This window comes from Seonamhaeicola sediminis, from assembly GCF_004358095.2.
Taxonomy (GTDB): domain Bacteria; phylum Bacteroidota; class Bacteroidia; order Flavobacteriales; family Flavobacteriaceae; genus Seonamhaeicola; species Seonamhaeicola sediminis.
In genome coordinates this window covers 332,951-357,814 of sequence record NZ_SMZJ02000001.1, presented here as the reverse complement: position 1 = coordinate 357,814, position 24,864 = coordinate 332,951, and the positions used below count along the sequence as shown (strand labels likewise).

Genomic DNA, 24,864 nt, shown 5'->3' with positions numbered 1-24,864 from the left:
TCACACTTTAACTTAAAATAAATATTTATTACAATGAGAGTACGACTAATAAGTTTATTGTTTTTATTGATTATATGTTTTTCCTGCCACCAAATGTACGATGAGAATAGTAAGTTGGTATTTGTTGAATTATTGGTGAATTCAAAAGAAAAACCTTCATGTATAGAAAGCAAACAACCAACTTTTTCATGGGTTGTTAATGTTGATGGGTTCAATAAATCACAATCAGCCTACCAACTTTTAGTAGCGACCTCAGAAGAAAAATTAAATGAAAGTGACGCTGATATCTGGAATTCCGGTGAAGTAAAAAGCAACCAATCTACTTTTATTAAGTTTGAAGGAGATAACCTCAAAGCACTTAAAAAGTACTTTTGGAAAGTGAAGATTTGGGACGAAAATGGTACTTCGTCTTCGTGGTCTGATATAAACACCTTTGAAATGGGGTTGATGAACGAGGCTAATTGGGGAGACTCTGAGTGGATTACCTTAAATAATGATACTAGAACTTCAGAATATCGTTTTAGAGATTATAAAACGGGGCGAATGGACAAGCCAGTTCCTGTGGCTGGTTTTCCAGCAAGTTATTTTAGAAAAGAACTGAATCTTGAAAAAGATATTGAGAATGCACAGGTTTATATTTGTGGATTAGGCTACTACGAATTGTATTTGAATGGTGAAAAAGTAGGAGACCATGTGTTAGACCCTGCACCATCAAATTACGATAAACAAGCCTATTATGTAAACTACAATATTACAAAGGATTTAAAATCTGGTAAAAACGCTTTTGGGATTAATCTGGGAAATGGGTTTTACGGGCAAAATATTTCTTGGAAAAACGATCCTGAGTCAGACAGAGATTTGGCTTTTGGGCCACCAACAGTACGTTGTTTAGTGAAAATAAAATTTACTGATGGTTCAGAATCCGATTTTGTTTCAGATGCCTCTTGGAAAGAATCTACAGGCCCTATTGTGTTTAATAATATTTATGGCGGGGATACCTATGACGCTAGATTTGAAATTGGCGATTGGGCAAATGTTGGGTATAACGATTCAGATTGGGGAGATGCGAAAGAAGCTTCACCAAAGGTTAAAAAGATTAGTGCACAACAAATACCGCCAATAAAAAAATTACAGGAATTGGAGCCTCAGAGTGTGTTCAAAGGTGCTGATGGTGAATGGATTGTAGATTTCGGACAAAATATTGCGGGTTGGGTAAAACTTAATGTAAAAGAAAAAGAAGGACAGCTAATTGAAGTTATTACCACAGAAGCTTTATTAACTGATGGCAGTGATATCTTTTTGGGTTCTACTGGTGGAGGAGCTAATGGTATGCCTCAAATTTATGAATACATCTGCAAGGGTGATGGACTAGAATCATGGGAACCTAAATTTAGCTACCATGGTTTTAAGTATGCAAAAATTAAAGGTATTTCAACGAAGCCAGATGCGAATATGATTAAAGCGGTTTTGGTGGCTAATGATATTCAGGAAACAGGGAGTTTTAAGTCGTCTGATGACCTACTTAATAAAATGCACAGTATTAGTAAATGGACCATTGTTGATAACGTTCATGGTATCCCAGAAGATTGTCCGCATCGTGAAAAATGTGGCTGGTTGGGTGATGCCCATGCCTTTTGTGAGTATGCTTTGTATAATTACGACATGTATGATTTCTACAAGAAATATATGGAAGACATTCGTACCCAAATGCGTCCAACCAAAGGGCATAATAATCCAGAAATTAAATTTCAAGTGCCCACTATGATTGCCCCAGGTAAGCGCACTTCAACTTATGCCAAAATTGATTGGGGCGTAGCAACCATGTATCTACCGTGGTACAACTATAAATTTTATGGAGATGATGACATTGTAAAAGATTATTATGAACCAATGAAAGGCTTAACCGATTTTTACCTAAATTTTAAAGGTGAAAATGGTATTATGCAAGATGGTATGGGAGATTGGTGTCCACCACTGTGGGATAGAAGACTCAATCCAAGTGCTATGGAATGTGACCCCATAATTTCAGCAAACGCCTATTTCTATGATGTTTTAGAAATAATGGAACAATTTGCAAATATGAATAATGATGCTGATTATGAATTGAAAATGAAGCAAGAAAAAGAAGCCTTAAAAGTAGCATTTAATAAAGAATTTTTGATTGAAATTCCAGAAACCAATCACAAATGGTATCAAAGTCAAACGGCTACGGTGCAAGCGTTACAGTTTGGTTTGGTTCCAGAAACTGAGGTTGATAATGTGGTAAATGGTTTGGTACATGATATTGTTGAGGTAAAAGGTGGGCATCATGCAACAGGGATTCATGGGAACAGATACATTTATACGGTATTATCTAAGTACGGGAAAGCAGATTTGGCGTATCAAATTTTAACAACACCAGAGTTTCCTAGTCAAAACTATGTCATGAATTCTGGCTTCACCACATGGCCAGAACGCCAGTTTGTTTGGGAAGAGATGGAAGGACCAACCAATTCGTTAAACCACCCCATGCATAGTGGATTTGCAGCCTACTTTTATGAATCACTAGGAGGTATAAAATCTTCAAATAAGCATACAGGATACAAGGAATTTCTTGTAAACCCTGAATTTCCTAGTCAAGTTACTAGTACAGATGTTTCGGTTCCTACACCTTATGGTCTTATCAAGAATGCTTGGGAGGCTAAAGATGGGAATTTGTCTATGAACCTAAAGGTGCCCTTTAATACTCAGGCAAGCGTTTATTTGACTTCAGATGAATTGGAAACGCTGTTAATAAATGATTTGTCTTTTGATGAAGCTAAAGACAAATATAATCTAAAGCTTGATGATAAAACGAGTGTAATTTTAGGTTCAGGAGTGTATAAAATCACATATTCAAAATCTTAAAAATTAATTTTTAATCTTGTTAGGTTCGTGTTTTAATCGCTATTATGGAGACTTATGAAATATTATAAGAAAATAGTTGTCTTCACTTTCTCAATGATTCTGTTTGGGTGTAAAGTTCAGAACAAGGTTGAAAAAAGTGAAAGATCTAGGGTTATCATACTAGCTGATATGGGTAATGAACCAGATGAGGTTCAGCAAATGTTACACATGCTTATGTGTTCCAATACCTTCGATTTAGAAGGTCTTATAGCGGTTTCCAGTCCGTTTAGAGGGTTAAATCATCCAAATCCGGAGTATCAAACCTTGAAGCCTGAATTATTTCACGAGCTTATAGATGCCTATGAAAAGGTATTACCTAATTTAAAGCTTCACGCCAAAGGATGGCATGAGCCCGAGTATTTAAGACGCATTGTGGTAGTTGGGCAACCTGATAACAGGCACATAGGTATTGGTGATGGAAAAAGTACGGAAGGTTCTAATTTGATAATTGAAGCATTAGGTAAGGATGATGATAGGCCCATTCATATCATTTGTAATGGAGGTGCAGGAACCATAGCCCAAGCACTTTTAGACTATAGGTCAACCCATAGCGAAGCCGAATTACAGTCAGCCATAAATAAGCTCTACGTATTTGAAAACGCTGGACAAAGTACACTAGGTGCTTGGACCTGCAGAGAGTTTCCAGAAATTCATTGGATTAGAAGTATTTACCAAACAAAAGCCTATGGAGGACCTTGGGCGCATGACTTAGGGCCTCACCATTGGAAACCTTTTGATTATTCAGCTAAAGGACAAGACGATTGGGCTAATGCGCATGTTAGAACAGGGCACGGGCCACTAGGTGAATTATATCCTGTAAGAGCTTATATTAACGAAAACGCCTATTTCACAGAAGCATTACCCAATTTTATTGAAGGTGGTGGAACCATACCTTGGATGCGTTTTGTGTCCACAGGGCTTACAGACCCAACACAACAAACTTGGGGAGGCTGGAGTGGCAGATATACCCTTGAAAAAGTGGAGAATATTCCGGCCCGATTCGACTTTGTGGCTAAAGAAGAATTACAATTTAAGCCTTGGGCGATGTATACTGATGCTAAAGATGTCTGGACAGACCCTGAAACAGGCAAACAATATGCCGATAAAAATACAGGTATCTTCAGGTGGCGACAAGCTATGTGGAATGATTTCAAGGCGCGAATGGATTGGTGTGAAAAGCCATTTGAAGACGCTAATCATTACCCTAAGGCGGTTATCAATAATGATGAAAGTGATGCAATTTTATTTTTGGAAAGTGAAACAGGTAAAATATTGACTTTTGATGCTTCAAAGTCTTCGGATCCTGATAATGATAACTTGAGATTTAATTGGATTATGTACTCTGAAGCAGGTAATAAGCCATACAACAAAGAGTTTCCAATTGAAAATTCAACAGCTAATAAAATAGTGATTGAAATTCCAGATGATGCTCAAGCTAAGGAGTTACACCTCATACTAGAAGTTTGGGATGATAACAAAATAGTTCCTTTAGTCGATTATAGACGTGTGGTAATTAAGGTTAATTAAGAAACGAATTTATGATGAAGAGATATGTAATTTATGGTTTAGTAGGTGGTTTGTTTTTGTTGTGGAACTCATGCAAGCATCAAGAAAAAAATGAAATAGTTTCTTCCGAAGTAATAGAAGAAAGTATTAAAGAACCCACCATTGTTGAGCAAATAACTGTGGATTCTGTATGGGCAGCTAATGGTGTTGCTTTCGATTTACAAACTTTTGGCAATCAACAGTATGTTGCTTATTTTGATAAAAATAGAATGATGACTGTTGCCTCTAGGCAAATTAATAGTAATCATTGGATAAAAAAGACACTACCTAATCAATTGATTTGGGATTCGCACAACTATGTTAGTTTGGGTATTGATGAGATGGGATATATTCATGTGAGTGGTAATATGCATGTAGATCCTTTAGCTTATTTCAAAAGCGAAAAACCTTGGGATGTAACAACCATGGTAGAATTAAATACCATGGTAGGTGATGATGAAACAAGAGTAACTTATCCTAAGTTTTTTAATGATAAATCAGGAAGACTGTTGTTTTCTTATAGATCTGGAAGTTGTGGCAACGGTAATATTTTAATCAATCATTTTTCACCAAAAAATCAACGCTGGGAGCGCTATTTAAACAAACCATTATTTGAAGGTGTTGAGAAAGATGATGATAGAGCTGCTTATCACAAATGGGTTAAGGACTCAAAAGGGAATTTCCACTTTGTTTGGATGTGGCGCTGGACCCCAGATGTAGAAACTAGTCATAATATAGGTTACGCAAAAACCCCAGATTTAAAAAACTGGGTTAATGGGGTAGGCCAAATTGTGAATTTACCGTTTAAACCCGAGGATGAAGCGGTAATGGTTGATGCCACACCGTCAAAAGGTGGTTTACACAACAGTAGGTATAAATTATTCTTAACCCCTCAAGATGAACCAATAATCGGCTATACTAAATATGATGAACAAGGGTTGACTCAGTTGTATCTAGCAAAATTGGTAGAAGGAAAGTGGATTTCAAAGCAAATATCAAAATGGAATTTCAGATGGAAGTTTATTGATGGTGGAGCCTTCATGACCATTGGAGGAACCTTTGATTTTGTAGGTATTTCCAATGATAACATTTTGGCAATTGATTGGGAAACTGAAAAAGGAGAATCGGGTCGATACATGGTAGATTTAGAAACTTTGGAGCCTACAGGTGGTACAGCTGAAATTCAGCTTAAATACCCTAAAGATTTAGAAAAATCGTTAACCAATAGAGAAGGGATGCTTGTAAGAATAGCTTATGAAAAAAGAAATCCAGCCAATAATAACTCAAGATATGTGCTTAAATGGGAAGCTAAACATGGAGGGTTCAGACAACATGCACCGAAAGTTATTCCTGAAGGGCCAATTAGTGAATTAATACTGCTTAAAATACAGTAAAATTGAGTAGTTTTAGGAGATTTTATGAAACTTAACCAACTACCCCTTATTTGTTCTAATAAATTCTGTCAGATTACTGACTCATTAAGTTGTTACTCAGTGTATCATAATAATAATTAAATAATAAATAAATTAATTTTAACTAAATGAAAAACTATTTTGTGGGCTTACTTATATTAAGCATTGTATCATCATGTAAAAGTGAGAAAAGTGATTTTGTTCCACTTTTTAATGGCAAAAACTTAGAGGGGTGGGAAGTGAAAAATGGCACGGCACCTTTTACTGTGGAAGATGGTGTAATTGTGGGAACTTATGTCACAGAAACGCCTAATACTTTTTTATGTACAAAAGAAAATTATAGTGACTTTATTTTAACTTTTGAAGGTTATTTGGGTGAAGAAACAAATTCTGGAGTCATGTTTAGAGCTCAGAGTACTCCCGAGTATAGAGAAGGAAGAGTACATGGGTATCAAATGGAAATGGATCCTACAAACCGAAAGTGGACTGGAGGTATTTATGATGAAGCCCGTAGAGGGTGGATTTATAATCTAGAAAGAAATGCGGCTGCTAAAGATGCTTTTAAACTCAATGCATGGAATGAATTTCGTATTGAGGCCATTGGTAATAACTTAAAAGTTTGGGTTAATGGCATTCAAACTGCCGATGTAGTAGATGATATGGATGCCTCTGGGTTTATAGGTCTTCAAGTACACTCTATAAAAAACCATAAGGAGCTTGAAGGGCGTCAAGTGAAGTTTAAGAATATTCAAATTTGTACTACTAATTTAGATAAACATATAAAACCAATTGAAAAACCAATTGAACAGAGAAGTTATTTAAAAAACCAATTAACAGAGCGCGAAGTTGCTGAAGGCTGGGAACTTTTGTGGGATGGAAAAACAACGAATGGTTGGCGTGGTGCCAAGTTAACCGAGTTTCCACAAGAAGGGTGGTCTATAGAAAACGGGGAATTAATTGTAGCTGATGCAGGAGGAGCAGAATCTGAAAACGGTGGAGATATCGTTACTATAAAAAAATATAAAGATTTTGAATTGCTAGTAGATTTTAAATATACCAAGGGAGCAAATAGTGGCATAAAATACTTTGTTGATACTGAGCTTAATAAAGGAAAAGGATCTTCAATTGGTTGCGAGTATCAAATATTGGATGATGCATTGCACCCCGATGCTAAACAGGGAACTAATGGAAATAGAACGTTAGCATCATTATATGATTTAATAACAGCTAATGCTAAGAGATTCAATCCAGATTTACCAGCAAAAAAACGTGTTAACAGATATGAGTGGAATCGTGCTCGTATAGTGGTTAAAGGAGCAGACGTTGAGCATTATATCAATGGTATATTGGTTGTAAAGTATAACAGAAGCGGTCAACAATGGAAAGACCAGGTTGCCGCAAGTAAATATAAAGATTGGCCTAATTTTGGTGAAGCAGAGTCGGGTAATATTTTATTACAAGATCATGGAGATCAAGTATTCTATAAAAATATAAAAATTAAAGAATTATAATATGAGCACATCAAGAAGAGATTTTATTAGAACAACGGCGGTTGGCACCGCTGGAATCATGGTAGGAGGGCTTTCAATGTCAGCTCAAAGTTATAGAAAGATCATAGGATCTAATGATAGAATTAATGTTGCTATTGCTGGTTTAGGGCGTAGAGCGGGAGGAATATATACGCCTATTGCGCTAGAAAGAAACAATGTGGAGTTAGTTTATCTGTGTGATGTTATGGAGAGTCAACGTTTAAAGGCGGCAAAGAAATTGTCTACTATGGTGGATTATAAGCCTAAGTTAGAGAATGATATTCGCAAAGTTATAGCTGATAAGGAAGTTGATGCATTTTTTAATGTAACACCAGATCATTGGCATGCGCCTGGGTCTATTATGGCATTAAAAGAGGGAAAGCATGTGTATGTAGAGAAGCCATGTAGTCATAATATGGCGGAGAATGAACTGTTAGTTGCTGCACAAAAAAAGTATAACAAAGTTGTACAGATGGGTAACCAACAACGTTCGGCAGAACATACCATTGAAATTGTCAAAGAAATTCATAAAGGTATCATTGGGGAACCATTCAAAGCTGTAGCATTTTATAACAATAGAAGAGGGGAAGTTCCTTTACAAAAGGCAGCTCCTGTTCCAGAAGGCCTAGATTGGGAATTGTTTCAAGGACCTGCAGTAAGAAGAGACTACACATCAGAAACTTGGAATTATAACTGGCATTGGTATGGATGGAATTACGGTACGGCAGAATTAGGAAATAATGCTACACATGAATTAGATGTAGCGCGTTGGGCACTAGGTGTTGATTATCCAAATTTTGTAGAAGTAGATGGGAGAAAAACAACTTTTAAAAATGATGGTTGGGAAATGTATGATACCATGGAAGCTAAATATTCCTTTGATAATAATACTACTATAGTATGGGATGGCAAAAGCCGTAACGGATATTCTACTTATGGTGCTGGTCGCGGAACTATTATCTACGGTAGTGAAGGAACTGTTTTTGTAGATAGAGGACTCTATCATTTATATGACAGAAAAGGAGAGTTAGTAAAAACCGTGAATAGTAAAAACTCAGAAGGAGGTTTAGCGCTTGGAGGCGGAGGCGGTTTAACTACATTGCATGTAGAAAACTTTTTTAATACAATTAGAGGTAAAGACTCATTACAAGCTCCAATAGATGATGCGTCCATTAGTATGGCATTGGTGCATTATGGTAATGTGGGCTACCGAATTGATAAGAGTTTTAAAGTTGATTCCAAAACAGGTAAAATGTTAGATAAAGACGCTATGAATCTATGGGGTAGAGAGTACGCCAAAGGTTGGGAGCCCAAGTTATAAATTACTATTAATGGCAAGAACGAGAAGAGACTTTATTAAATTAAGCTCATTGTCGGCTACGGCTATTGGGCTTGGGTTGGTGGCTTGTAATTCTAAAGAGCGTTTTATATTAACGGAAGTTCCAGATTCTGAACGTATAAAAGTTGGTCTTATAGGGGTTGGAAACCGTGGCAAGAGTATATTAAAGGCTTTAGAGTTTGTCCCAGAGATTAAAGTAGAGGCTTTATGTGATACTTTGGAGTTTCAAATGGATACTGCTAAGCAATATATAGCTAATCCCGTAGAGACGTTTACTGATTTTGAAGCGCTGTTAGCATTAAAAACAATAGATGCTGTAATCATTGCAACACCGTTACATGAACACTTTAGAGTGGTTATGGCTTCATTTGAAGCAGATAAACATATTTTATGTGAAAAGACTTTAGCTTACAGCATTGATGAATGTAAAGAGATTAAGAAAAGAGGTGATCAAAGCAATAAAGTGTTTCAGGTATCATATCAGTATCAGTTGCATCCCATTTTTAATGCCATAAAGAATATCATTAATGAAGGGTATTGTGGTACCATTACGCGTATTGATTGTTATTGGGACAGACACAGTAATTGGCGAAGAAAATTGCCAGACGAATCCCTTGAACGTCAAATAAATTGGCGTATGTATAAGGAATACTCTGGAGGGTTGGTAGCAGAATTAGGTTCTCATCTATTAAATATGGTTGATAACCTATTGGGTACGCACCCAATAAAAGTAGTAGGGACTGGAGGGATAGATTATTGGAAAGATGGTCGTGAAACGTTTGATAATGTTAATGTTTTATTTGATTATCCTAATGGTGTAAAAGTAGGATTTCATTCTCAATTGAGTAATAGTTATGAAGGGTATCAAATGAAAATCTACGGAGATAAAGCTACCATTATTTGTCATGGCATGAAGAGTGCAGAAATTATCCCAGAGGGAAAAAAGGTTGATGAAAAATGGAAAGATAATGTAGATAGTGTAACAGGTGCCTCAATAAAGATTATTGATAACGATAAAAAGAGAAAAATTTATCCAACAAAAAACGAACACCTTATTTATCCAACAGACAACGATAATTTTAATGTTACCTGGCATTTGTATAAAAATTTTGCAGCGGCCATTAAACAAAAAGAACCTCTCCTGTTAGGACTTAAGGACGGCTACCAAAGTGCCATTTCGGTTCACTTAGCTAATGACGCCATTCGTAACGAAAAAATTGTACGGTGGTTGCCTGATTATAATATCTAGTAATACGTAAATTAAAAAGTCTTAATGAAATTAATATTTAGTAGAGGATTAGGTTTGTTTACTCTTGTTTTTACTGCCTTTTTTGTGTCATGTAACTCTAAATCAGAAAAAAGAGAAGCCATTAAAGCAGAGTTTGTTACCCAAGCTCAAACAGGGAGTTTTGGAGACCAAGGCGATGGTACCTATATCAACCCCATTTTAAATGCCGATTATCCAGATTCAGATGTTGAACAGGTTGGCGATACCTATTACATGATTACCTCAAAGCAGCACATGTCTCCAGGAATGCCTATTTTAGAATCTAAAGATATGGTTAACTGGAGTAATGTTGGTCATGTTTTTGATAGCTTATCGTGGGCGCCAGAATATAATTGGGACAGAATGAATGGCTATTCTTTTGGAACCTGGGCAGGAGATTTGGCCTATCATGAAGGCACTTGGTATTGCTACCAAATAGATTACCAACATGGTTTAATGGTGTCAACAGCTAAAGACATTAAAGGCCCATGGAGCAAACCAATATTCATGTTGCCAAAAGCCAAAGTGCTAGACGACCCAGCAGTATTTTGGGATAAAGAGACTCACAAAGCTTACGTTATTCTAAATACGGCAGGAAAGCAAAAAAGCCCCGATAATAAAATAGAAGGTAATGAAAACCGAATTTATGAAATGAGCTGGGACGGTACCAAAATTCTAGATGAAGGTAAATTAGTGTATACAGGTATGGGAGCCGAAGCTGCTAAAATTTACAAAATTGAGGGTACGTGGTACATTTTTTTGGCACAATGGACTATGGGAGATAAATCCACCAAACCAGGTGTCAAAAATCCAAAAAACGATAGAAAACAAATTGTATTGCGCTCTAAAGAAAGTATTTACGGGCCTTATGAAGTAAAAACGGTTTTAGAAAAAGGAACGGTGTTTAACAATCGAAGTGCTAGCCAAGGGGCATTAATGCAAGCCCCCGACAAATCATGGTGGTATATGCATCAATTGATTCAAAACGATACCATTCCGTTTCAGGGTCGTCCGCAGTGTTTAGAACCTGTAAATTGGGTTGATGGTTGGCCAATTATTGGTATCGATGAAGATAACGATGGTATTGGCGAGCCTGTAAAACAACATAAAAAACCTATTGATGGCTTCCCCATTTCGGCACCAAGTTCAGATGATGATTTTTCATCTTCAAAATTAGGGTTTCAATGGGAATGGAACCACAACCCAAGAAATACATATTGGTCGTTAACAGAGCGTTCTGGTTGGTTGCGTTTAAAGGCTAGTAAAGTGTTGCCAAACAAAAAAGGTTATGGCCCCAATATTAATGAGTGGACCAACAACGATGGCTCCGATTCAGATTTCTGGAGAGCCTGTAACACCTTAAGCCAGCGTATTATGGGAATTACTACAGGAACAGCTGAGGCTAAATTTGATATTTCTGGTATGCAACCACATCAATTGGCAGGTTTTGTTCGTTATGGAGGTGTATTTAATTTGTTGGGTGTAGAAGTAGATGAAAACGGAGAAAAGCATATTTTTTATATGGATACGTTTGGTAAAAAAACATCAGGTCCACAGATTGTTGGCCCCGATTTTTACGTTCGAACTACTAATAATGGTAATCAAGCCAATTACGAATATAGTGTAGATGGTGAATATTACTCAGATTTTGGACCAACCTTCACTATTGCCTTTGGTAAATGGACTGGAGACCGTTTAGGATTCTTCTCTTGGAACGAAAAAGAAGATGCTGGACATATAGATGTTGATTGGTTTACATATGATTATGATGGACCAAAAGCGTCAAAATTAAATTTAAAATAAAAAAAGTGAAAGTAACAAGTTCTATTAAGGTATTATATTTTGTTGTAATTATCAATTTTTTGGGTTGTAAAAGGAATCAACCAGAAACCATTAAAATTGATAAAAAACCAAACATACTATTCATTTTAGTTGATGATTTAGGGTATCACGATTTAGGTATTACAGGTAGTACATTTTATGAAACGCCTAACGTAGATAAATTAGCAACCGAGGGTGTTATGTTTACCAATGGCTATGCAGCAAGTAGAGTTTGTAGTCCGTCTAGAGCAAGTATTATGACAGGAAAGTTTACGGCGCGTCATGGTATTACCGATTGGATTGGTGCAAAAGCAGGTAAAGACTGGCGTATAAGAAATAGACATGATAAAATGTTGCCAGCAAATTATGTGATGCAATTACCAAAAGAAGATATAACCATGGCAGAAGCTTTTAAGGAGCAAGGTTACAAAACCTTTTTTGCTGGTAAATGGCATTTAGGAGGTGAGGGCTCTTATCCTGAAGATCATGGTTTTGATATTAATATTGCGGGCATTGACGCAGGAAGTCCAAGAGGAGGTTTTTTCGCCCCATGGAACAATTCTAAGCTTAAAAATAAACTAAAAGGTGAAAATCTAACCCTACGTTTGGCAAACGAAACCGCAGATTTCATAAGTAAACATAAAGACTCAACGTTTTTTGCATTCTTATCCTTTTATGCAGTACATGCACCTGTGCAAACTACCCAAGAAAAATGGCGTAAATTTAGAAATAAAGCAGATAGCATGGGGATAGCCAATTCTGGTTACCAGATGGAACGTATTTTACCCATAAGACAAATTCAAGACAATCCTGTTTATGGTGGATTGGTAGAATCTATGGATGATGCCGTAGGTGTAGTTTTAAAAGCTTTAAAAGATAATGGAATTGATGATAATACTATTGTGGTGTTTACTTCTGATAATGGCGGTGTGGCTTCAGGAGATAACTATGCTACCAGTAATTTGCCATTAAGAGGTGGTAAAGGCTACCAATGGGAAGGCGGTATAAAAGAGCCCTTTTTTATTAACGTTCCTTGGTTAAAAAGTATAAAATCATCAGAGGTGCCTGTTGTAAGTACAGATTTGTATCCTACACTTTTGGATTTAGCAGACCTGCCTTTGAATGCAAATCAGCATGTGGATGGTTTAAGTTTGAAACCCATTTTAGAAGGTAAAGATTTTGATACGAAAAGACCATTGTTTTGGCATTATCCGCATTATGGAAATCAAGGAGGTGAGCCTTCTTCCATCATACAAAAAAATGGTTGGAAGCTTATTCATTATTGGGAAGATGGGCGAGAAGAATTGTTTAAATTGCCTTCTAAAGAGAATGATAGTGAGAATGTAATATCTCAGTATTCGGATATCGCTAATAATTTAAGCAATGAACTACTCGCATGGTTAAAAGAAGTTAATGCAGCATATCCAATAACTGATACCGAGTTTGATGCTAATAAACGAAATCAATATTTGAACAATTTGGTAAACAAAAAATTACCAAATTTGGAAAAGCAAAGGTTGGATATGTTATCTCCAGATTTTAAACCTAATGATGATTGGTGGGGCAGTCAAGTTTATCATGATTAAAGAGTGTTAAAAATTTAATACTGGTTGTATTGTTTAAATGAAAAAAGGAGATGAAATATTATCATCTCCTTTTCAAAAAAACTAAAACAAAACTAACTCAAAAACTATTTTATTTTTAATTGATACGCTTTAGCTTCTGGTTTCACCATATATTCTTTCAATGGTTGGGGACCACAACTTCCGTTACCCACAGGACCCTGCTCAAAATCGATGTTCAATATATGGTAGGGATTCTCTTTTAATTGATAAGAAAAACGTGCCTTTGCCAATTGGTGCGCATCATATTTTTGCAAGGAAAAGTTTATCGGCTTGTTACTACTAATATGTAATTGCGTATCCTGCCCCTTTACTTCTACCCAACGCACTTCTGAGCGATTGCCATTGGCTTGTGGTTTAATATAGTTGGTAAATAAGTCCTCTATGGTTGTATTATAGACGCCCATGCGCATCCCGGTTTTACGATCAGAATAAGAACTGCCGGGTCCTTTGCCATACCATTCGGCCTGATTGTACGCTTTGGGGATTTTGGCTGTATATCCGATACGCGGCAAAGATGCGGGTAATTCTTTACCAAAAAAGTCCACATTTAAGGTAGCTGAAACAAGCCCATTATTCGCTATTGAAAACACTTCGCGCGTTTTTATACCACTGCTTTGGTTAAGAGATGCGTGTGTTTTCACAATGGTAATTTCAGCTTTGCCTTCTAGCACTTCAAACTCAAAAGACTCGACCGAGCATTGTAAACTATCAGGACGGAAGTTATTCCAATCCTTACGAAACGAACGGTCATTATCGACAGGCGCACGGTAAAATGAAAGTGCCATACCATCAGAAATGATTACTTTATCGTTTTTAAGTGCTTTATGCAGGTTTCCACTTTCCTTATCAAAAATGAAGGTATGTTCCGAAGCTTTAATCACAAGCTGATCGCCTTGTTCTTCAACGGCAACTTCCCCCTCAGCACTCAACAGCATTTCTTTTTGTTCTTGAGGAGTCATTACCCATTCCTCAAAAGCAATTTCATAGCCTTTTTCTGCCCATAAAGTGGATTCCTTTAGTTTTGCTGACAATTGCAATACATACTCGTCATTTGTATTGTCCACCGCTTGCCATTGTGGCAAATTAATTTTGGTGCTAGATAAACCTTTCAAGCTTAAGCTAAAGGGTGCACCAGTTAACTTTTTACCATTTTTCAGCAAAGACCATTCAAAATCAAAATCCTGTAGATTAGTGACGTGGTACTTATTGTTGATTTCGATTGTCCCTTTCGTAAAATCTTTCAAGTCGAATGCAATTTCCTGATAAGCTTTTTTCACCTCCTCGGTTTTACTCGTAGGCGTTTGGTCGGGTAATACCAAACCATTGATGCAGAAAGACCCGGAATTGGGGGAATCGCCAAAGCTACCACCGTAAGCCCAATAATAATCCTGTCCGGGCATTCTACACTTTTGGTGCGCTTGTTCCACATCATTTATTTTTACGCCATAAGTCCCATCTGTACCTTTTGTCACCCCTTGATCTGACCAGTCCCAAATACATCCACCAATCAGGTTAGGGTATTTTTCAAATACATCTACATATTCCTGTAAATTACCGGTGCTATTCCCCATGGAGTGGGCAAATTCGTTGAGTAAGTAGGGAAGATCGGTACCCTCAGTACCCAAGTGAATTAAATCATCTACTGATTGGTAACGCCCAAAAAAGTCGTATTTCCCAAATTTAATGATACCACCACCGTAGGTATCGTAAGACACGCCGCCATCAATAATATGATAGTGCGTTGGTCGTGAAGTGTCTAACGCTTTGGCTGCGCGCTGCATGGCTTCCATATTTACGCCATTACCCGCTTCATTACCAAAAGACCAAAGTATCACACATGGATGGTTTTTGTCTCGGTGCATCATAGCTTCCAGTCGTTCCACATGTGCTTTTTCCCATTTGGAATCTTTCGCCAAAGATGCTTCTTCATACTTCATTCCTTGCGATTCTACATTGGCTTCGTCAATCACCAAAATGCCATATTCGTCACATAATTTATACAAATAAGGAGACGCCGGATAATGAGCCGTACGAATGGTGTTGATATTGTATTGCTTCATCATTTTAACCGTCTGCTCCATACGTTCCTTGGTGATGTATTTGCCATAAATTGGGTCGTGTTCCACCACATTTACTCCTTTAATAATAAATGGGTTTCCATTGAGCAACAATTCGTGTTTATTGGATATCGCAATATCTCTGAACCCAATTTTTGTTTGAAGTTCGTCAATAAGCTCATCGCCTTTCTTTAATTGAATTTCTAATCCATACAGGTTGGGCGCTTCGTTTGACCAAGGGGTAATGCTTGCAAAATCTGTTGAAACATTCACCACGACATCCGCATCCACTTCCTGATCAGTCAGTACCTTTCCATTATTGTCCTTTACAGAAATGTGCAGACTGTATTTCTTTAGTTTCTTTTCAAACTTATTGCTTAAATCAATTTGCAGGTTCAGTTTGGCACCATCACCTACTAAATCTGTTTTTACAAAGTAATCACGAATGTGTACCGCTTCTTTTTCTACCAAAAATACATCCCTGAAAATTCCACTCATACGCCAACCATCCTGGTCTTCGAGGTAGCTACCATCGCTCCAACGAAATACCTGCATACGTAAGGTATTTTTTCCTTTCTTTAAATAAGATGAAATATAGAAGGTTGCTGGCGACCACGAATCCTGACTGTAGCCAACTTTTTGGTCGTTAATCCATAAATAAAAAGAAGAGGCAACGCTTCCAAAATACACATATACGTTTTTGTCTTTCAATTCACCCACCTCAAATTCGGTTTGATAAATCCCCACAGGATTGCCATTGATACCGGCAATAAAAGGCGGGTTTTTATCAAACGGATAGATTTGATTGGTATAAATAGGTGTACCGTATCCCTGCATTTCCCAGGCTGCCGGCACTTCTATTTTATTCCATTTCTCGGGTTTAGCATTGGCAGGTACTTGGCTCACATCATCGTAATACGCAAAGTCCCAAATGCCGTTGAGCGAAGTTACATCATCCGAACTGTCGTCATAAAACAAAGTTGCTGACGGTTTTTCTTTATTAATTTGGGTGACGTGTTGATTTTCCCAATCGTTGGATTGGGCGTTTGCACTTCCAATGATCTGAAGCACGCCTATTGCAAATCCTACTTTTCTCAAAATCACCTTAATATACTGATACTTCATGTTACTAATATTTTGTAATTAATCAATCATCGGAATTTAAAATTGTATTATACTCTGTCCGTAATTCTTCTAATTTCTCAGGGTTACTTTCTACTAAGTTATGTTGCTGCCCTATGTCTTCTTTTAGGTTATACAACTGCTCCACTACATCGCATCCTGTTTCAATATTAACGTTCTTTTGTACACGAGGGCGCTTAGGATAGGCTGGAATAAAAACCCAATCACCTTTTCGGTATGCTGTTCTTCTTATTTCACCAATCACAAGGTTCTCTCTTCCTCGATCAGACTTGCCCAGTAGAGCAGTCAACACATCTTTACTATCAGTATTCGGAGCTCCTACACCTAATAGTGTTGCAAAAGAACTCAATAAGTCAATTTGACAAATCACCGCATCAGAAACTTTAGGTTTGATAATACCTTTCCAGTACGTAACAAATGGCACACGCATACCTGCTTCGAACAAACTGTATTTTCCTCCTCGTAATGGGCCTGCAGGCTTGTGATTACCAAGTTTTTCTAGAGCATCATCATAATAGCCATCATTTAACACCGGACCGTTATCACTTGAGAATATGATAAGCGTGTTTTCCATAAGCCCTTCCACTTCAAGCGTTTTAATTAACTCACCGATGCACCAATCGGCTTCCATAATTACATCGCCGCGAGGCCCCATAGTTGTTGTTCCTACAAAGCGAGGGTGAGGGGTGCGTGGTTGGTGTGGTTGCTGTAAAGCATAGTACAAGAAAAAGGGTTCGTCCTTATGGGCTTTTACATATTTCTTGGCTTTATTGAGGAAATAATCCGCAATATCCACATCTTTCCAATACGCATTTTTCCCACCTTTCATAAATCCTATGCGCGGAATACCATTGACAATAGAATTGTTATGTCCGTGATGGGGCTTCATTGTTACCAATTCTGGATGGGTCTCACCTGTTGGTTCCCCTTCAAAGTTCTTTTTGTAATTCACATAGATTGGATCATTCTTTTCTAATCCTACGCCATATCCATTTTCGATATAAATGGTAGGCACACGGTCTTGTGTAGCTGCCATAATTACAGAATAATCAAAACCAACCTCATTGGGACCAGGTGCTACTTTGCCGTTCCAATCCAGGCTGCCATCACCCAATCCTAAGTGCCACTTTCCCACAATACCGGTATGATAGCCTGCTGATTTCATTATTTTTGGTAAGGTAATCACGGCCGTATCGATAATAAGCGGTGCCGAACCCGGAAGAATGTGCGCATCTTTATTTCGCCAAGGATAGATACCTGTTAGCAAGCCATAGCGACTTGGTGTACAGGTTGACGAGGTTGAGTAACCCTGCGTAAAACGCACCCCTCCATTGGCCAACATATCCATATTAGGTGTTTTAAGCTCCGTTGCTCCATAGGCACTTACATCGCCATAACCCAAATCGTCCAAATAGATAAGAACAACATTGGGCTTTGTGGGTTGCTCGTGTTTTTTGCAGGAGCTAAATACTACTATTAGCATCAGTAGCATGCATGAGTATTTCGCTGTTATCTTCATTTTATTATACTATTGGCTTTCGGGCATTTTGTGGTTAATGCCGCAATACGCACTATTCTATTTCAAAAGTTTTATAAGGGCTTACAACGGTTTTTACATTGTTTACTTTGTCGATGTGATAATTTTCACGGAATTCTTCCCGACCATAATAGCCGAATTTTTTAAGGTAATATTCGCGCGGATGAATTTCCGTTTCTCCAATACGTTCAAGTTCTTCCATTAATTGTTTTTCAAGCTTTTGTTGCACTTCCTTATACTCTGGTTGATTTACAAGGTTATTCATCTGATAGAAATCGTTTTTATCGTCGAAAAGCATAGATGGTCCATCAGGTGTTTGTACATAGGTGTACTGATTTGTGCGTACAGCACGGTACTCGTCGGTTGGAAATGCGATCCCAAAGGGACTTAAATTCATGTATAAAGCGGCTCTTTCTTTGTCTTGTTCCGGTGCCTTAAATACCGGCGACAAATCATAACCTTCAATGGCCTCGGGAATATCGATATTACACAAGGACAGTAAGGAAGGCAGAATATCGGGGGTGGTAATGGCTGCTTCGGCCAATTTCCCGGCATTGCTTCCCATATTGGGGTAAGCCACCAAAAATGGCACATTAGCCGATTCGGAAAAAGGTTGGTGTTTCATGTATGGTCGAAAATCGTGCCCACCCATCATTTCACCATGATCGGATGTAAAAACAATTATCGAATTGTCGTAAATCCCCAGTTCTTTAATTTTACTGATGATATCGCCAATAGCTTTGTCGGTTGCTGTGCAATGGGCGTAATACCCCTGCAACTCTTCCCGGGCTTTTTCCTCCCAGCTTTCAGGAACATTTGGCGGAAGTATTAGTTTTTCCGGCGGATACAAAGCTTTTAATTCTTCGGGAGCCGTTTCATGCGGAAAATGTGGAGTTCCGAGCGAAACAAATAAACAAAACTGATTGTCATTATTCACATGATTCTCCATGTATTTATTGGCCTCATCGGCAATGGCATATGTTGAATAGCCTTCCCAATGTTTTTTATTTGGGTTGTCGTTCTCAAAATAATGTTCATTTACATAATTGTGGTCGCATTCCGACCCTTTCCAAAATGTCCAGCCCTGACGACGTTCCGGGGCAACATTGCTTCCTCTCCCGTGGCCGTCGAGATGCCACTTCCCCAGATAGGCAGTGTTGTAACCTGCTTCGTTAAAGATTTCAGCAAAACACAATTCTTCCGATGGCAAGTACAGGTCGTTTATAAACATACCTGTAGAGGAAGGATAACGCCCTGTCATTAAGGATGCCCGGTAAGGCGTGCAAACCGGAGTTACCGAAACCGCATTTTTAAAATTAACGGCTTCCTTTGCGAATTCATCTAAATGCGGCGTTTGTACCATATCATCGCCGGCATAACCCAAGGATGATGCTCGCCATTGGTCGGTCAAAATAAAAATTACATTGGGCTTGAGTTCGTCTTTTTTTGATTGGCAGGATGCTAATAATAGCACTGCTGCAAGGAATAATAGATTTCTCATTTTTATATTTATTTTTTTGTGACTTATTTATAATTGCATAAATAATGTAAATTCATTAATTTATTTTTCATCATTAATAAAAATTTCCTTTACCATTTCTGCGCTCACTTCAGTCGATGGATTGAAATCGTCTGAAGAAATGTACTTCAATATATTATTGCGTAGCAAGGTTGTTACCGGGCGTTTATCTAAATCATTTTCAATATCGATGGAACAAATGACCAATTTGCCATTCCCCACTTTTGCTTCTGTGAAAAGTGATAGTTTACGGTTGATTTTCCAACTATCGATGGGCTGCATGGCCGATTGGTAGTCTTTAGGCCAGGCTGCTTCCGAGTCATAAGAATCCAACACCATAGGATGTGCATAGGTAAGTACATCCCACCATTGCCAGTTGATGTGCTTCTCAGTTGGGAAATCCCGAAAAATGGGGTGTGAAGTATCAAACAGCACCCCTGTTGCTGATGACTGCCCTTCGTTTTTACCAAAACTCGTCCAGTAATGGTTGGTAAAACAAATGGGTAATTGATCTTTTAAATCTTTCTGCTGAGGCAATAATAAAACAGTTTTTCCTTGTTCTAATTGAGACTGAACATTGGCATCCCAAACTTGCGCCACGACAATATTTTTAGGTATTTCTATTTTCTGAACCTTTGGAAATACCCACAAGTCATAGGTATTAAAAAATTGTTTATCGGAAGATTTTAATTCCAAAACCAAACGGCTTGCTTGGTGAACTTCTAGCTTAAATACTGAAATATCACCCACTTTTTGCCCACTACCCTGAGTCATCGTTTTTTGCGGAAGTGTCCAGCGCTTAAGCACTTCTCCTGCTTCGTTCTTCAATTCGGCAATAACCTGCAAGTCCAAGCTTTCTTTACCAAAATGGCTCACCAAAATATCCGCTTTAAAATCGTTGATAGAAGTAAGTATGCGTTGAGGCATAGCGGCCAGTAAAACTGTAGAGCCATTCCATTGCCCCACTTCTTCAGGGTTTACATACGATTTTGCATCGTAAAAAGCATCCGTAAAACCAACCGGTGCAGTATGCTGTCCGGTAAAATCGGCTAATCCTAACCAATGGTACCCCGCCAAACCCGGTGTTCTGTAGGCGGCTTCCATTTCTTCACGGGTAAGGGCGACTTGCCATTTACCCGACGCTTCAACGAACTCTGGTAGCTGTTCATATACGCCTTTTGCTTTCATTTGTTCCCGGGCAATTTCGAGGTAAGTGGCTTTCAAATAACCCGTGTATTTGGGTAGTTCGGATTCAATGTCAGGGAAAGCACAAATTTGTGCTGTTTCGTGCTGAATGATGGGGCGCTTCTCCCTTTTAACCGCCTCCTGCCAATTGATAACGGTCTGAGGAGCCCTGTTTATAAATGCTGAATTTTGAGGTTTCGGAGGCCAACCTGCCTGGTAACGAGCCGGCACAGTAGGCTCTTTCCCTGACTTTCGGAGCACTTCAAAATCGGCACCCTCATTACAAAAGCCTTGCTTTTCGTAATTGGCATTGGCCTTAATGGTATATAAATGGCGACTGTCCCATGCTCTCCAATTCTCTAGCAATGTTTTAAATATCTCGGGTTTTCCTCCCTTTTCATTCCCTAAGCCCATTTGAATAAATGAGGCATGATTGCCATAGGTGTCTAAAATCTTTTTCGACTCTTCAAGGAAAAAGTCCAGCTGTTCCTGTGTAGTTACAGACGCCCACTCCATGACTTCCGGTGCCAGGTAAATCCCCATCTCATCGGCTGCAACAAAGGCAGCACGCGGTGGACACCACGAATGGAAGCGAGCCATATTCAGTCCAAAATCTTTATAAACTTGCCATACCCTTTTCCATGCATCCACATCCATTGGAGCATAACCTGTCTTGGGCATTACAGCACAATCTGCATTTCCTCTTATAAACGTTTTTATCCCATTAATTGTAAATTGGGAGCCATCTACCTTAAACTCCTTCATTCCAAAATTAAGCGCAAAGCTGTCCAAGAATATTTTTCTTTTCTGTTTAACGCTTAATTTAAGGGAAAGGTTATACAAATTAGGATCAAACTCATCCCATACTTGCATTCCGTCGCCCAAAGGATAGGTTAAATGAACAAGCATCTTGGAGTCGGCTTCGACCTCTCCCGAAAAAGTAAGCGGTGTGGGATCGTGTCCATTTCCATTATACCCTCTAGCATCCGCTTCAATTTCCCAGGTGGCTTTTTTGAGCGTTTGTAAGCCCTCAATCTCAACTTCAACATTGACCAACTTTTCACTAATATTTGGAAAGGTGCGAACAGACTTGATGCTAATAGGAGCTTGCTTTCTTAACTCCATTTTGCCCACAATACCGTTCCAGGTACCAGCCGTTTGGTCAGAAGTTGCATGTGCCCTTGAACCTACATCCACTAATGGGGAATTATCAATTCGCAATACAATGGTATGTTTTCCCGCTTGTAAATTCTTTAATAGATATTCGTGAGGAGTACCCAGACTTCGATTTGAACCTACAAATTCGCCGTTGACCCACAATTGGGATTCCCAATGGCAGCGTTCGAGAAAAAGAACGCCATTTTCCTGGTTCCAGTTGCTTGGAATTTCAATTTCTTTCTTAAACCATACAGCACCTATGTAATATCGGTCGGGCACCAAAAAGGCTTGCGTTTTAAAGTTTTCAACATTGCTGTACTCGCTCAACCATGGCCTTTCTTTAAACCAACCTTCCAGAGTTTCACCATCCCACCAAATTGTCGTTGGACCAGGTACTTCACCAAAGCCCTGTTCTTGAATACAACCCGGAAATTGAAGCACCTCATTGAATGCAACTTCTTTAAACCACTGCTCTTCAATACCCTTTTTCTGCGGATCAAGTTTTAATTGCCATTCTCCTGAAAGGTTAAGTGATTCCTGTGCAAAAGCAAAGTTACACGGCACAAGCAATAGGATATAAAATATTGTTTCTTTCATCTAACTATTTGTAATTTACTTATAATTTTATTATGAATTGGTACTCTTCAGCAAGCGGTTTTAACCAATACTTTTCCATAGGTCTGAGGCCACAACTTCCATTCCCTAGTGAGTCAAGTTCAAAATAGATGTTTAACTTGATTTATACATCATAATTTTTCCAAATTTTCAGTTTGGGTTTTTATCTAGTCATCATTGTCTTTTCAAAATTTTAAATCTTCCTTCTTTATACTAGCGGCTAAATTTTTTTAATCTACAGTGTATATCTACGTACCTTTTATTATTAATGTATACCATATCACATCGTCTTTAACGAATACTTTTACTTTAGTTACAGCATTCCTTTATAAACCCCATGAGTTAATGGTTTTGTTGAGTTAAAAAGCGATGTTCTAAAAGGAAAGCAAAAGGTATTAATAATTTTGTGCTTTTAAAATTAACAATTATTCCAGCAAAACTATTTAAGTTAGCAGTGTTTACACTTGGGGTCTAGTATTATATGTTACTTCTACAGCGCTATTGGTCTGTAAGTAGCACTATTAGTAAATTTCGGGGCCTTTTTTACACGTATTTGCTTAACTTTCTTTTACCTGATTACAGGATGTCGCCATATAAAGCGAACATCCTATTATCAGTTATACTTGAATTTGCGTTTTAATTTACATTTTTTGTATTAATATCCAGGATTTTGTGGCTGTAAATTAGGACTAACTTCTAATTCTCTAATAGGGATAGGGTAGAGTAGCTCATCAGCTGTTATGATATAAGACTCAGGTTCTATACCAACAATATCTGATGAAGGCATAGTTGGGTTTGCAAGTTCTTCTTCACCATGTGCAGTCATTACTTCAACAGCTTTATCAGTTCTTACTAAATCAAACCAACGATGATTTTCAAAGGCTAGTTCAACTCGTCTCTCGTGTGCAATAGCATCTCTAAAAGCGGCTTGATTAGGTAAATCTGTAGGAGTCAATGTAGGTAAACCAGCACGTGTTCTTACCATGTTAAGTAAATTAAAAGGTGTGTCGGTTTGATAGCCCTGCTCGTTGATTGCTTCTGCTTGCATAAGCAAAGCATCAGCATATCTGTAAATTGGCCAATTATCAGGTGTTCTAGCAAATTCTGGATCAGAATCATTATCATATTTTTTAATATACCAAACGGGACTTGGGTTTCTGTCAAAATAGGCTATAGAGATATCTTTTCTTAAATCATTAGGCTCATAAGCATTAACAATACTGTTAGTGGGAATATTTCTTCCACCGCCACCATCGGGACCTACAACAACCACACCTCTAGAATCTAATGGTGCAAAGGTGTAAATAAATCTACTAGATTCACCTTCTGGACCTTCTTTGAATTGTGCTTCAAAAATAGATTCATCATGGTTTTTATTTGTTGGGTCAAAAACTGCTGCATAATCATCTAGTAAACTATATTGATTAGAACCAATAATATTATTTAGCTGAGATTGGGCATTAGCATAGTCTTGTCTGGTTAAATATACCTTGGCTAGTAACATTCTTGCAGCTCCCTGAGTAGCTCTCCCGACATCGCTTCCAGAGTAAGATGTTGGTAAAGCAGACACAGCAAAGTTAGCATCAGAAATAATAGACTCATAAACTGTAGCGGCAGGAGTTCTGGTGATTGCGAATGCTTGTTCTGGAGATGTTATAGGTTCTAATACCAAGGGAGTATCTCCCCAATAACGTACAGCAACAAAATAGAAATAAGCTCTAAAGAATTTAAGTTCTGCTTCGGTACGCTTTTTAAAGTCCTCATTAAGATCAGCACCCTCTAAAAAAGATAGGGTAAAGTTAATATCTTTAATGGTATCATATATTAAGGTCCAGGATACATTTATCCAAAATGCTCCAGAATCCATAGTGAAACGATCTATAAAGTTGAATTGTCGGCTACCACCAAGTTGACCACCATCAAGAAGTTGATCAGGCATGGTATTGTCAGATCTTACTTCTTCGAGAATATAAGCATCTGTTACATATTTTTGTAGTGCAGAGTAAACAGCAATGGTGGCTTGTTCAAAATCTGCCTCAGTTTTGTAGAAATTACCATCTGTTTGAAAAGTTTCGGGTGGTATGTTTAAAAACTCTTCGTCACAACCAGTAATAGCGAAAACGATAACAAGAAATAACACATTTCTTAACCTTAAAATTGAATTATATATTTTCATTGTATCTTCTT

13 protein-coding genes are annotated in these 24,864 nt (G+C 38.0%); 8 read left to right on the top strand and 5 right to left on the bottom strand.

Annotation, left to right across the window (positions count from 1 at the left end):
- Nucleotides 1-33 precede the first annotated feature (33 nt).
- The 8 genes from E1J38_RS01455 to E1J38_RS01420 all read left to right on the top strand — a co-directional run bounded on the left by E1J38_RS01455 (nt 34) and on the right by E1J38_RS01420 (nt 13,424).
- The gene (locus tag E1J38_RS01455; RefSeq protein ID WP_133354605.1) at nt 34-2,886 is read left to right on the top strand and encodes an alpha-L-rhamnosidase; all 2,853 of its coding nucleotides are present in this window, start codon (nt 34-36) and stop codon (nt 2,884-2,886) included.
- Nucleotides 2,887-2,940: 54 nt separating this feature from the next.
- Nucleotides 2,941-4,452, top strand: coding sequence for a nucleoside hydrolase-like domain-containing protein (locus E1J38_RS01450; RefSeq protein ID WP_133354607.1), 1,512 nt, complete (start codon nt 2,941-2,943; stop codon nt 4,450-4,452).
- Nucleotides 4,453-4,463: 11 nt separating this feature from the next.
- On the top strand, nt 4,464-5,864 hold the full coding sequence (locus tag E1J38_RS01445; RefSeq protein WP_133354608.1) for a BNR repeat-containing protein: 1,401 nt from the start codon (nt 4,464-4,466) through the stop codon (nt 5,862-5,864).
- A gap of 146 nt (nt 5,865-6,010) precedes the next feature.
- On the top strand, nt 6,011-7,393 hold the full coding sequence (locus E1J38_RS01440; RefSeq protein WP_133354610.1) for a 3-keto-disaccharide hydrolase: 1,383 nt from the start codon (nt 6,011-6,013) through the stop codon (nt 7,391-7,393).
- Nucleotide 7,394: 1 nt separating this feature from the next.
- The gene (locus tag E1J38_RS01435) at nt 7,395-8,732 is read left to right on the top strand and encodes a Gfo/Idh/MocA family oxidoreductase (RefSeq protein ID WP_133354612.1); all 1,338 of its coding nucleotides are present in this window, start codon (nt 7,395-7,397) and stop codon (nt 8,730-8,732) included.
- Nucleotides 8,733-8,742: 10 nt separating this feature from the next.
- Complete coding sequence (locus E1J38_RS01430; protein WP_133354614.1) at nt 8,743-9,999, top strand: Gfo/Idh/MocA family protein; 1,257 nt, start codon at nt 8,743-8,745, stop codon at nt 9,997-9,999.
- A gap of 24 nt (nt 10,000-10,023) precedes the next feature.
- Nucleotides 10,024-11,820 (top strand): glycoside hydrolase family 43 protein, encoded by a 1,797-nt coding sequence (locus tag E1J38_RS01425; RefSeq protein ID WP_133354616.1) that lies wholly within the window; start codon nt 10,024-10,026, stop codon nt 11,818-11,820.
- 5 nt (nt 11,821-11,825) lie between these two features.
- Complete coding sequence (locus E1J38_RS01420; RefSeq protein ID WP_255449751.1) at nt 11,826-13,424, top strand: sulfatase; 1,599 nt, start codon at nt 11,826-11,828, stop codon at nt 13,422-13,424.
- A 104-nt stretch (nt 13,425-13,528) separates the two neighbouring features.
- On the opposite strand, the gene E1J38_RS01415 is transcribed toward E1J38_RS01420, so the two are convergent.
- The 5 genes from E1J38_RS01415 to E1J38_RS01395 all read right to left on the bottom strand — a co-directional run bounded on the left by E1J38_RS01415 (nt 13,529) and on the right by E1J38_RS01395 (nt 24,853).
- Nucleotides 13,529-16,645: a glycoside hydrolase family 2 TIM barrel-domain containing protein gene (locus E1J38_RS01415; protein WP_133354618.1), complete on the bottom strand. Its 3,117-nt coding sequence runs from the start codon at nt 16,643-16,645 to the stop codon at nt 13,529-13,531.
- Nucleotides 16,646-16,667: 22 nt separating this feature from the next.
- Entirely contained in the window at nt 16,668-18,182 is a 1,515-nt protein-coding gene (locus tag E1J38_RS01410) for a sulfatase family protein (protein WP_133354620.1), read from the bottom strand.
- Between the two features lie 52 nt (nt 18,183-18,234).
- Nucleotides 18,235-19,701 (bottom strand): sulfatase family protein, encoded by a 1,467-nt coding sequence (locus E1J38_RS01405; protein WP_133354622.1) that lies wholly within the window; start codon nt 19,699-19,701, stop codon nt 18,235-18,237.
- Nucleotides 19,702-19,761: 60 nt separating this feature from the next.
- Complete coding sequence (locus E1J38_RS01400; RefSeq protein WP_133354624.1) at nt 19,762-22,659, bottom strand: DUF8487 domain-containing protein; 2,898 nt, start codon at nt 22,657-22,659, stop codon at nt 19,762-19,764.
- A 673-nt stretch (nt 22,660-23,332) separates the two neighbouring features.
- Nucleotides 23,333-24,853 carry a RagB/SusD family nutrient uptake outer membrane protein gene (locus E1J38_RS01395; RefSeq protein ID WP_133354626.1) on the bottom strand — a complete coding sequence of 507 codons (1,521 nt, stop codon included), beginning with the start codon at nt 24,851-24,853 and terminating at the stop codon, nt 23,333-23,335.
- Nucleotides 24,854-24,864: the final 11 nt, after the last annotated feature.